Below are 11,690 nucleotides of genomic sequence, written 5' to 3' on the forward strand. Positions count from 1 at the left end.
ATTATGGGATGTACAATCCTTTGGATGGTGCTGCCTTGAGTTTTTTGGTCAGTATGGATGAGCAGGATGTCCATATTGCTGAACACACTTTTCACTTTGAAAAATATGAAACAATTCATACCGAGGTCTCTCAGAAATACAGCTTAAAAGAACTGGATCAGTTGGCAGTAAAAACAGGGTTTCCTTGGGACAAACATTTTAGGGACAGTCTGGAGTATTATTCTTTGAGTTTGTTTAGAAAGTGATATGGGACTTTTGTCACATTTATCCCACTGTTTATTGATTACCTTTCATCAAAATGAAAACCGCACTGAACTTATTGACTGTCTGTTTGATTTGTCTTTCCTTCATTGTTGGTTTGGTATTTCTATTTCAACCATAAACTCGTCTTAAATATGAAAAAGAACATGGGAAATGCGGACAGGGTTATCCGTGCCCTGATTGCCATTGTAGCAGCTTACCTATACTTTTCCGGTATAGTTTCAGGCTTTGTTGGAATAGTCCTAGTTGTGGTGGCAGCTGTATTACTGTTGACCTCGTTGGTCAGTTTTTGCCCCTTATATTCCTTGGTAGGATTAAACACTTGTCCTGCAAAAAAAGCCTAGTGAAGTAAAGCAAATTCACGTAAAAGCCCATTGATGAAACAGATTCATTGATGGGTTTTTTGTTTTTTACATAAACAGCATTGACCAAAAAAGAATTAAGCCTAAATTCAAATTTCTAAAATCTAATCCCGATAGTTATCGGGACTAAAATCCAAAAATACATGAGCAATAACCGTAGAGATTTTCTCAAACTTGCAGGACTTGGTCTTGTCGGAGCAACTGTCCCACAATTTTCCAGAGCTGAATCTCCTGAACAATTATATCAACTGAGTCAAAAAAACCATAATCAGCTATTCAATATGAGTGGCTATGCTGCTCCAAAGTTGAATACGGTCAGGGTGGGAATAATCGGTTTGGGACAAAGGGGGCCGGGGGCGGTTGACCGTTTAAGTAAAATTGAAGGAGTGGAAATCAAAGCGCTATGCGATTTGATACCCGAACGTGTGGATAAATTGAAAACCAAGCTTCAGGGAAGCAAGCATCAGCCCGAGGGATACTCAGGCTCAGTATATGCTTGGAAAAAAATGGTGGACAGGAATGATTTGGACCTCATTTACATTACAACACCCTGGCACTGGCACACTCCCATGGCTGTATATGCCATGGAAAACGGTAAACATGCCGCAGTGGAAGTACCTGCTGCCAAGACTTTGGAAGAGTGCTGGCAATTAGTGGAAACTTCCGAACGGACAAAAAAACATTGCATGATGTTGGAGAATGTCTGTTATGATTTTTTTGAATTGATGACATTGAGTATGAAGCGGGATGGGTTCTTTGGGGAAATCATCCATACCGAAGGGGCATATATTCATGATCTGTTGATGAACAATTTCAGGAAAGATACTGAGGGAGGTTATCAGAATATGTGGAGGCTCAAAGAAAATTACAGGGATGGAAATCTATATGCCACCCATGGTCTTGGACCAATCTGCCAGATTATGGATATCAACAGGGGAGATCAGATGGATTACCTTACCTCACTTTCAAGTGCTGATTTTCATATGGCTGCAAAGGCAAAAGAGCTGGCAGAGCAGGATAACTTTTATGCCCCCTTTGCGGAACAGCAATATGGTGGAAATATGAATACCACGATAGTCAAAACCAAAAAAGGCCGTTCCATTATGATACAACATGATGTGACTTCTCCGAGACCTTATTCCCGACTTCATGTCATCAGCGGCACCGAAGCATTTGCCCAGAAATACCCCATTCCCAAAATCTCCAAAGGACATGACTGGTTGAAAGAGGAAGAAGTCAAAGCCTTGGAAGAAAAATATACTCCTGAGATTGTCAAAAAAGTAGGTGAGCTTGCCAAACAGATCGGAGGTCACGGAGGCATGGACTTTATGATGGACTGGAGATTGATTGATTGCCTGCGCAATGGACTGCCTTTGGATCAGGATGTGTATGATGCCGCTTTGTGGTCAGCCATTTCACCATTGAGTGAGTGGTCTGTGGCCCACAGGTCCAATTCCATTGATGTCCCCGACTTTACAGGAGGAAGCTGGAAAAATAATAAACCTGTTGAGATTACATTGAAGGGTGGGGGAACTACTAAGGTGATTGTTTAGGCTATGACCTTTTTTGGAGGCGTATTCATGCCGTGACTCAAAGTCATGGCATGAATTTATCAAGGATCTCACTTTTTAAAAAGACCTTCGATACGCCGTGGACCATCTAGCCTCTCGCCTCTAATTTTCTCGCCTCTAAGCCAAATGCCGTGCAAATGTCGGGTTAAATCCTCCCGATTTTCGGGCTATATTTGTAAAAATCAATCCAACTTGCCATGGTCAAACAAAACCATATTACCATGAAACAACCAGAATTGGGCAAAAAAATTCTCGAACTGAGAAAAGCCAAAGGACTGACACAGGAAGAACTTGTCGAGCTTTGCAACATCAATGTACGCACTATCCAGCGCATTGAGTCCGGGGAAGTGACCCCGAGGAGTTATACCATCAAAAGTATTTTAGAGGTGTTGGGCTATGATTTTAAAGAAATCCAACTTACCAAAACAGATAATGAGGTAATCAATCCTGAGATGAAAGGGAAAGTTGATTATCTTAAAATTGCTTTTTTTGTAGGAATTGTCTATTTCCTGTTGGCTTTTGTGGAAGGAGTATTTGATTTCGGACTTTGGGAAGCGGGAGAGGGGATTAGTCAAGAAGCTGCTCCTTGGTATATAGCTGTCAAAATAGGTATTATGCTTACATTTGGGTTATTTACATTTGGTTATTTTATGCTGAGTTTGATCAAACCCAATATAATCATCAAAGCAGCAAGTATTCTCTTGATTTTAGCGACTTGCTTTAGTGTTGCAGCTGATATCTATGGATTCAATAATGCCTCTATTTGGCAATCAGTACAGTTTTCTAAGGCAATTCTCTTTGGAGCGCTGTATATTGTTTTTGGTTTGGGTCTGATCAGGTATCAATCAGAATTTGGGTCTTTTGCTTTGGTCACAGGAATTTTGAGTATCATTTCAGGGATTGCATTTATGAGTATCATCCTTGCAATTCCAGGTTTATTTGTTTTTACAATTTTCGAAATCCTCCAGCTGGTGTTATTATACAAAGCCTATGAATCCGATGCAGGAAAAATTCAGAATCCTAGGAATCTTGATATACATGCATTTGGGTGAATGGTTATTTCACAGTCATTGGTAATTGGATTTGAATCAAAGGATTAATTTAATTTTAATTGTTACTCTTGATTTTAAAAATCCTTGGTCTTTTTTTAAGAGCGGGGATTTTTTGGGTTAAGTCTCAAGTATTATATCTTTTGCCTACTTTCAAAATTTCAAAATAAATTCCTGAAGGTTGGCAGTCCTTTCCAATTTGATTTTTTTCCTCAACCTGTACCGGGCAATCTCAATTCCCCTAGTTGAAATATTCATCAGATAGGCCATTTCCTTGGAAGAGAGGTCCATTCTAAGATAAGCACTAAGTTTGATTTCCTGAGGACTGAGATTGGGATATTCTTTTTTGAATCTAGACATGAAATCCCCATGCACTTGATCAAAGTGGATTTCAAACTGTTCCCAGTCTTTGTCACCTGCAATGTTTTTATCAATGCTCTGAACGACCTTTTGGATTTCATTTTTGACTTCCTGGTTTTTGCTCTTCTTGATAATGGAATTCAGATGGGTTTTGGTATGGTCAATGAAACCGTTTTTATTGAGAAGGTGCATGGTTGCAGATGCCAATTCCTTGTCTTTGCTCTGGATTTCTGCCATAAGCTTTTCATTTCTTAACCGGTCTATTTCTTCCTTTGAACTTTTCAGAGCAGATTCTTTTTGTTGCAAGGCCTTTCTTTGAGCATCTGTAATCTCATGTGTCTTTTTCTGGAATCTTTTGTCAATCATTTTGTAAATGAATGTTAATAAAAACAGGCCAATTATAAAATAAATGAAATATGCCAAATAGGATCTGTACCATGGAGGAAGTATCCTGAAAGCGTAAGAATCTGGACTGCCGATCTGATCGTAGATGTTTTTACTTCTGACATGGAATATGTATTTTCCCTCCCTCAGGTTAGTATAGGCTTTATCCCTCTTGACCGTCCAATCTCCATAACCATCTTCAAAACCCTCCAGCCAGAATTGGAACTGGGTGGTATTTTCATTGTTCGGAATAGGATTACTTGATTCGAAACGGATATTGGCCAAATGATAAGGTATAGTAGGAATAGCCTTAAGTACCTGGGAATATTGCAGGGAATCTTTTTCCCAATAGTTACCCTGCGAAATCAAAGAATCGGAAACACCTGTTAGATATACAGACCGTATCATGGTTGGGAATGAAGTCGAGGAGGCGCTTTTATTGTCGAGCTTATACCAGATAAACCCGTCGTTGGCGGCAAACAGTACTTCATTGGCCCTTATCAAGGATATATTTTGTAAGTCATCATTTAAAAACGGAATGATTTTATTGAAAATCTGATAGTTTTTGACATAGGTTCCATTGATCTGTTTTTCAAGTACACCAACCTCTTTATCCCCTATGAAAAAAATATTTCCAAGTGCATCTTCCACCATGCTCGTGGCCAAAAAATCATAATCAAAGTATTTTGAAAAGAAGGAGTCAATTTCAAATTTATCCTCTTGTGAATTATAGCTATATATACCGTATTCGGTAGAAAAGATCAATCTGTTATTGATTTTCCAAACACTGATGAGCAGATTGGTGGGGAGTCCGGATTCAGTTCCATAATATTTGGATTCCACTGCATCCAAAGTCTCATTTAACCTCAACCTGTAAACTCCTTTATATCCATGCGTCATCCAGATGTCTCCGTTCGCATCCTGCTCCAATATCCTTGAAGACTCCTCAAAACCGTTCAGTTTCCTTAAAAATTTGATATCGTTGTCCTTAATTTCAAAAAGTAATAAACCATTGTAGCTGCCGCTAATGATCAAGTCAGGATGATCCTTTAACGGGAGAAAGTTCCAGACTCCGGGCAGACTTCCAATGGACGTTGCCTTGGAATTTTTGATGGCAAATGCCCCGTCATTTTGTGCCGAAAGCAAAAAATCCTGAATTTTTGCCAGTTGGTAAACCTGTCCGTAACCTCCGCTGATTTTTTGAATTGGGTTTTGATTTTCGGAATTGGATTTTTGAACCGAAAGCCCAAAATTGGTTCCAAAGTAAATAGAATTTTCATGAAGTATGGCATCATATCCTGTCCCCGGCAATCCTGAAAACTGATCTATCAACCTAAAAGGAAGGCTCAGTTCCAATAGGGTGATGCCATTGTTATGTCCAATCCAAAGGTTGCCTGACATATCTTCAAATAGCGTCAGGATGGAATTGTTCTGTAATCCATTGTCTTTGTTCATTCGAAGGACTGATTGACCATCGTCTTTCAGGATATACAATCCATCACTTTGGGTGCCAATCGCAATGTTTCCATTTTTGAGTCTCAGTGCTATATTTATCTGAATATTACCTGGAATATTAGCTTCCCAAGTGGTGATGGTATTAAAGTTGGAAATAAAAACCGAATTGTTTCGGGTAAAAATAAGTTGCTGATTGGTGTTTAATGAAATGATACTTGTAATGACATCATCTTCGAAAACTTTCCCAAATTCAACAGGTAACAACTTGCCGTTTTCAAAAACCTGAAGACCTTCTTCCCTCTGGTTTGTAAAAAATTTATTGTTGGTATAATGAAAGCTTTCAAAATCCGGAATTCCCTTTATGATGGAAATCAGTTCTTGATTATTTGAAAAAACAAATATTTCCTGAAAGGTACAGAAAATGACCTGATCGTGAACGAATATTATTTTCCACACCTCCTCAAGATTTTTACTTGATTCTGGAAGCTTATCCGATAGAGAATGATACCTTAAATAGCCGGTTTCATCAGGTTTAAAATAACCAAATTCGCCCTGCCCTGCTACATAAATAATCCCTCTTTCATCAATATGGACATCCCTAATCTTGGTACTATTGGGCAGAGAATACCTTCTCCAGGTTGTACCGTCATATTCTAAAAGCCCGAAATTATTAGCCACATAAATCAATCCTGAAATACTTTGGTTAAAAGAAAAGTTTTGGATTCCGCCTTGATACTCTTCGCTGGAATAAAATTTGGAAAATGGTAGCCCTGGACTTTGTGCCAAAATTTCCCAAGTGACAAAAGTCAAAATAAAGAGGAGGAATCGGTATTTCATTTAGGGTAAATTGTATGTTGGCAAGATACTGATTTTTTTATTTGATGTATAGGATTGAAGGAAAAGTTGAGTTGGCTGTAAAAGTAAAAAATTAAGCTATCTGATTTAATTAACCATTATTTCACCATTTGCTGAGTTTTTGTGAAAGAAATTAATCTTATGTGATGTAGTATTGATGTGGTCTTCTTTTTTGCTCTGTTATTTTATATTGCTTGCTTTGAGACAATTGATAATTAAATCCAAAAATATAATTATGAAAAGAATTTTATGGTTGATTTTGACCATGGGTATTCATTTCGGGATTTCAGCCCAAACGGGATTGATTACCGGAAGAGTAGTTGATGATAGGGGAGAAACACTTCCCGGAGTCAACATCCTTAAGGTCGGTACTGCTACAGGTACTATTACGGATTTGGATGGTAATTTTACCATAGAAGGTAGAGAAGGGGACGAACTTAAATTCAGCTTTATTGGGTTCCAAGCTCAAACGCTTAGAGTCGGTAGCAACCTTACTTTAAACGTAACCCTCCAAAGTGATATCAGCTCCCTCAACGAAGTGGTCGTGGTTGGGTATGGTACGGCAACTAAAAAAGAACTTACCGGCGCAGTTGCTCAAGTTCAGGGAGATGATGTTGCCAAAATGAATATGCCTCGATTAGATCAGGCATTGCAAGGAAAAATATCAGGTGTAAATATCACCACTAACTCAGGTGCACCGGGAGGAACTTCCAATATTAGAATCAGGGGTTTGGGCACATTTGGTAATAACAACCCACTGATATTGGTAGATGGAGTAATTTTTGATGCCGCCGGGCTCAACTCACTTAACCCCAATGATATTGAAACAATCAATGTCCTGAAAGATGGAACCGCAGGAATTTATGGAGTAAGAGCTGCAAATGGTGTTATTATCATTGAAACAAAGAAGGGAAGTCTCAATAGTAAAGCCGCAGTAAATTTCAGTGCATATTATGGTGTACAGGAAACTGCCAGAAAGCTGGATCTTCTGAATGCAAGAGAATATGCCATTTTAAAAAATGAGGCTTTTGCAGCAGGGGGCATAACACCTCCATTTAACAATGTCAACTTGGGAAGAGGTACTGATTGGCAAAATGAGGTTTTCGAAACAGCACCGATCCAAGAATATAACTTAACAGTAACCGGCGGTTCTGAAAAGACTTCTTATTCAATTGGTGGGACCTATTTTGGACAGCAGGGAATTGTAGGGGGGCCAAAAGCAAACTTCGAACGTTATAATGCGAGGATTAACTTTGTTACGGAATTGGCACCCAAGGTGAAGCTGACAAGCGTGTTTTTGTACACTCACGAGCAGACCAGTGGAATTGCCCAAGGGGGGATTGGCTCAGTTTTATTTAACACCATCAATGCCTATCCAACTGAACCTGTTTTTGTTGGAGACAGATTTTCTTACCTGGAAAATGTGGCAGACATCATCAACCCATTGGCCCAGATTGAAAATACTTTCAATGAAACATTTGTAAATAAAATTGTAGGTAAAGAAGAAATCTCTTATCAGATAAATGAGCATTTTAGCTTGAATGGTCGAGCAGGATATAATTTTGCTTTGGTTGATGGTAAATCCTTCTCTCCACTAGCTTGGTTTGGTCCCGGTAAGTTTGCCAATAGTGCGAGAAATGAGAATTTAGATCCTGTACTTGTAGATGTAGGTGGTACACAAATTGAAAGAGGTGCATCAGTATTTGAGAATAGGAATACATTTTTAGATTATAACTTGGAGTCTTTCCTGAATTATGACAGGAGGTTTCAGGATATTCACAGAATCAAAGGTACCCTGGGTGTAAGTTACTTTGGTAACAGAAACATGGGACTTAATGGAACTGCTTTCAATATTCCAAATAATGATCTTGCATTTGCAGATATTTCTGCCAGTCAGGCTCCCGGAGGATTTTTAAACCAGACAGGTTCTTTCCAGACCAGACAAAGGCTGGTATCTGCTTTTATTAGAGGAGAGTATGAGTTGAAGGGCCGGTATATGTTTTCAGCTATTTTGAGAAGGGATGGATCTACTAATTTTGGTCCAAACAATAGAATTGGATATTTTCCTTCTGTGTCTGCTGGTTGGGTCCTTTCTGATGAAGATTTTTTTGGTAAAAACAGCGCAATTGATTTCATGAAACTGAGGGCCAGTTTTGGTATTTCCGGTAATGATCAAATCGGACTTTTCAGATATCGTGGCTTGATGAATGGGTTGGCGAGGTATGTTTTCAATGATTTTATCATCAACGGTGCCGCGATCGGTGCAACAAGTAACCCTGATCTGAAGTGGGAGACTACCTTACAAACAAATATTGGTCTGGACTTTACACTCTGGAGATCTATCGATTTCACAGCCAATTACTTTATCAAGGATACCAGGGATTTATTGTTTCAACCAGCGGTTTCGGCTTTATTGGGTTCTTATGGCCCGGGTGGTTCACCTCCGGTAATCAATGCGGGAAATGTTTCCAATAAAGGTCTTGAACTGGAAATTGGATATGGGACCCAAAAACCTACTGGTGTGAATTTTAGAATTGATTACAATGCTACCTTCATTAGAAATAGGGTGACGAAGGTTCCTGAAGGATTGGATTTTATTCCGGGTGCAGGTTTTAGTGTCGGTGGTAATGTTGCCACAAGATTCCAGGAAGGTTTTCCAATAGGTTATTTCATAGGATTTCAGACGGACGGAATTTTTCAATCTGAGGAAGAAATTGCTTCCAGTCCTGTTGTACAAGCAGGCGCAAGGCCTGGTGATTTAAGGTTTGTAGATACAAACGGAGATGGTGTCATCAATTTCAGTGATGATTCGGACCGAACTTTTATAGGTTCTCCGATTCCAGATTTCATTATGGGGTTGAATTTGGCTATGGATTTTAAAGGATTCGATATATCAGCCAATGTCTATGCAGCAATTGGCCAGGAAATCATCCGAAACTATGAAAGGCAGCAACCATTTGCCAATCAATTGGCATATAATGTAGATAGATGGACGGGGCCGGGTAGTACAAATGAAATCCCTAGACTGACCACTGGTCAGACAAGAAATACGGTTTTTTCGGACTTCTTTGTAGAAGACGGTTCTTTTGTCAGGTTAAGAAATGTTCAGTTGGGATACACACTTCCTGAGGAGATTACAGGAAGGATCGGGATCCGCTCGATGAGATTTTACGTCGCTGCCAATAACCTTTTAACATTGACAAGGTATATGGGATTTGATCCTGATGTAGGATCCGGTAACCCATTATTTGCAGGTGTTGATAATGGCATTTATCCACAGGCAAGAGTAATCATGGGCGGTTTAAACTTTATATTCTAAAAGGCATGAAAAATATATATATCATCATTCTTATATTGAGCATGACGTTGGTTTCATGTGATCAGTGGCTGGAAATTGAACCTGAATTCACACAGGATGCCGAGAATTTCTTTAATACTGAAGAGGATTTTCAAAGGGCTGTAATAGGTGTTTATGATTTAATGCAAACAAACTATTTGCAGATTTGGATAGGGGAGATCGCATCAGATAATTCTATAGCAGGAGGTGAAAGTGTAAACGACACACAGGGCCTTCATGAGATTGACAACATGGTCCATGGTGGGGTCAATAATGAATTACGTGATGTCATGAGATTTAATTACACAGGTATAGCAAGAGCTAATTTCATTTTTGAAAATGAGAATAAAATAGAATTCGCTTCCAAGGAGCGTTTGATGGCGGAGATTTCGTTCATTAGAGCATATTACTATTTTACATTGGTTAATTATTTTGGAGATATGCCATTAATAGTGGATAGGAGAATTTCAATCAATGAAGTTTTCCAGGTTGACAGGACTCCAAAGGCGGAAATCTATAGTCAAATAGAAAGGGATCTAGATAGAGCGATCCAAACACTCAATTGGACCAATCCGGAGATTGGAAGAATTACCAAAGGCGCAGCCATGGCTTTGAAAGGGAAGGTTTTGTTGTATCAGAAGAAATTCCCGGAAGCTGCACAGGTTTTTGATGAATTGGTAAGCACCAATCAGGCTAACTACGCCTTGATGACAGATATGAACACGATGTGGTTGGCTGTGAATCAGAACCGAAGTGAGGACGTATTTACCATCCAACACTCGGGATTGCAAGGTGGTGATTATGGTTGTTTGGTTTGTTTGCAAGGTAATCCTGCCGTGGGATTTCATTCTATCAGAAATTATGTGGGTCCTTTTTATGCTGACGGTAACAGTTACAACCTTCCAACTCAAAATCTTTATGATTTCTTTGGTAATGATCCCAGAAGACAGGTGACCATTTTGGATCTTGATGCATTTATTTCCGCCCAATCAAATCCATCTGCGATTTCCTATGCGGAGGGTGGAGGTGGTCACACTGGCTATTACAACAATAAATATATCAAAAGAGCAGATGAGAGAGGCCTTCCGGATGATGACTTGACAAGTCAATTAAATTATAGGGCAATTCGTTTTGCGGATGTATTGTTAATGGCAGCTGAGGCATTTGCACAGTCAGGAAATGATGCAAGAGCGAGAACTGAGTTAAACAAGGTAAGGCAAAGGGCGGGAGTTGGAAATATTTCAAGTTCGGGCGCTCAGCTTTTGGAGGATATCTACAGGGAAAGAAGATTGGAATTATCAGGAGAAGGATATAGGTTCTGGGATTTGGTAAGGACAGGTAAAGCTGCTGAGGCTATTTCCGGGTTTCAGGTTGGAAAACATGAATTATTTCCAATCCCGCAAGTGGAGATTGATCTGGCAGGGGGAAGGTGGGCCCAAAATCCGGGATATTAAACATTAAATAGATATGAAAAAATATATAAAATATTTGTTTTTACTGCTACCAATTGTTCTGATGGTAGCCTGTATTGAGGAGTATAGGTTAGATGCCACCACTCCTCCTGACCAAGCGGCAAGATTCACATTCGAACCAAGTCCGGAAAATGACAATATCATCAATTTCACCGCAGATCAGGAGTTCTTCCTGATGAAGTGGGATTTTGGCAATGGGGCTACTGCAACAGGCAGAAATGTTACAGGAATTTATCCTTCTGCAGGAACTTACAATGTCACCCTTACCATATTTGATAGGGGAGGAAGCGCGAGTACTACTTTGGAGGTTGTCATAGAAAGGACTGACCCAACCTTGTTGGACAGACCTATCTATAATTTATTGACAGGAGGGATAGATGCTCTGGAAGGAAAAACATGGGTGGTTGATTCCGCCCGATCAGGTCATTTTGGCGTAGGTCCTAATCCTGTGGGTGCAGCTGGAAATTTTCCTGAGTGGTATCAGGCACAGGCAAACGAAAAAACTGGAAGTGGCATGTACACTGACAGGTACACCTTTCACTTAAATGATTTTAAATTTGAATGGCAGACAAATGGGTTTGTTT

At 39.5% G+C, this 11,690-nt stretch carries 8 protein-coding genes; 7 read left to right on the forward strand and 1 reads right to left on the reverse strand.

Annotated elements, in window-relative coordinates; genetic code table 11:
• The 4 genes from ACEW8O_RS11545 to ACEW8O_RS11560 all read left to right on the forward strand — a co-directional run.
• Nucleotides 1–245, forward strand: a 245-nt coding sequence (locus ACEW8O_RS11545) for an L-histidine N(alpha)-methyltransferase (RefSeq protein WP_373494783.1), incomplete at its 5' end; no start/stop codon positions are given.
• 150 nt (nucleotides 246–395) lie between these two features.
• The gene (locus tag ACEW8O_RS11550; protein WP_373494784.1) at nucleotides 396–605 is read left to right on the forward strand and encodes a DUF2892 domain-containing protein; all 210 of its coding nucleotides are present in this window, start codon (nucleotides 396–398) and stop codon (nucleotides 603–605) included.
• 161 nt (nucleotides 606–766) lie between these two features.
• Nucleotides 767–2,176 carry a Gfo/Idh/MocA family protein gene (locus tag ACEW8O_RS11555; RefSeq protein ID WP_373494785.1) on the forward strand — a complete coding sequence of 470 codons (1,410 nt, stop codon included), beginning with the start codon at nucleotides 767–769 and terminating at the stop codon, nucleotides 2,174–2,176.
• A 239-nt stretch (nucleotides 2,177–2,415) separates the two neighbouring features.
• On the forward strand, nucleotides 2,416–3,246 hold the full coding sequence (locus ACEW8O_RS11560; protein ID WP_373494786.1) for a helix-turn-helix domain-containing protein: 831 nt from the start codon (nucleotides 2,416–2,418) through the stop codon (nucleotides 3,244–3,246).
• A 150-nt stretch (nucleotides 3,247–3,396) separates the two neighbouring features.
• Here ACEW8O_RS11560 and ACEW8O_RS11565 read toward each other — a convergent pair whose 3' ends face one another.
• Nucleotides 3,397–6,279: a two-component regulator propeller domain-containing protein gene (locus tag ACEW8O_RS11565; protein ID WP_373494787.1), complete on the reverse strand. Its 2,883-nt coding sequence runs from the start codon at nucleotides 6,277–6,279 to the stop codon at nucleotides 3,397–3,399.
• 253 nt (nucleotides 6,280–6,532) lie between these two features.
• Between ACEW8O_RS11565 and ACEW8O_RS11570 the strand changes: the two genes are divergently transcribed.
• From ACEW8O_RS11570 to ACEW8O_RS11580, 3 genes are all read left to right on the forward strand, one after another.
• Nucleotides 6,533–9,616: a SusC/RagA family TonB-linked outer membrane protein gene (locus ACEW8O_RS11570; protein ID WP_373494788.1), complete on the forward strand. Its 3,084-nt coding sequence runs from the start codon at nucleotides 6,533–6,535 to the stop codon at nucleotides 9,614–9,616.
• Between the two features lie 5 nt (nucleotides 9,617–9,621).
• Nucleotides 9,622–11,088 (forward strand): RagB/SusD family nutrient uptake outer membrane protein, encoded by a 1,467-nt coding sequence (locus ACEW8O_RS11575; protein ID WP_373494789.1) that lies wholly within the window; start codon nucleotides 9,622–9,624, stop codon nucleotides 11,086–11,088.
• A 13-nt stretch (nucleotides 11,089–11,101) separates the two neighbouring features.
• The coding region (locus tag ACEW8O_RS11580; protein ID WP_373494790.1) for a PKD domain-containing protein at nucleotides 11,102–11,690 on the forward strand (589 nt) is incomplete at its 3' end.

Source organism: Aquiflexum sp., from assembly GCF_041749095.1.
In the GTDB taxonomy this organism is placed as follows: Bacteria; Bacteroidota; Bacteroidia; order Cytophagales; family Cyclobacteriaceae; genus Aquiflexum.

Bases quoted from the DNA above. Each gene is read 5' to 3' on its own strand.
- ACEW8O_RS11550 (WP_373494784.1), top strand. From the start codon at position 396: ATGAAAAAGAACATGGGAAATGCGGACAGGGTTATCCGTGCCCTGATT.
- ACEW8O_RS11555 (WP_373494785.1), top strand. From the start codon at position 767: ATGAGCAATAACCGTAGAGATTTTCTCAAACTTGCAGGACTTGGTCTT.
- ACEW8O_RS11560 (WP_373494786.1), top strand. From the start codon at position 2,416: ATGAAACAACCAGAATTGGGCAAAAAAATTCTCGAACTGAGAAAAGCC.
- ACEW8O_RS11565 (WP_373494787.1), bottom strand. From the start codon at position 6,279: ATGAAATACCGATTCCTCCTCTTTATTTTGACTTTTGTCACTTGGGAA.
- ACEW8O_RS11570 (WP_373494788.1), top strand. From the start codon at position 6,533: ATGAAAAGAATTTTATGGTTGATTTTGACCATGGGTATTCATTTCGGG.
- ACEW8O_RS11575 (WP_373494789.1), top strand. From the start codon at position 9,622: ATGAAAAATATATATATCATCATTCTTATATTGAGCATGACGTTGGTT.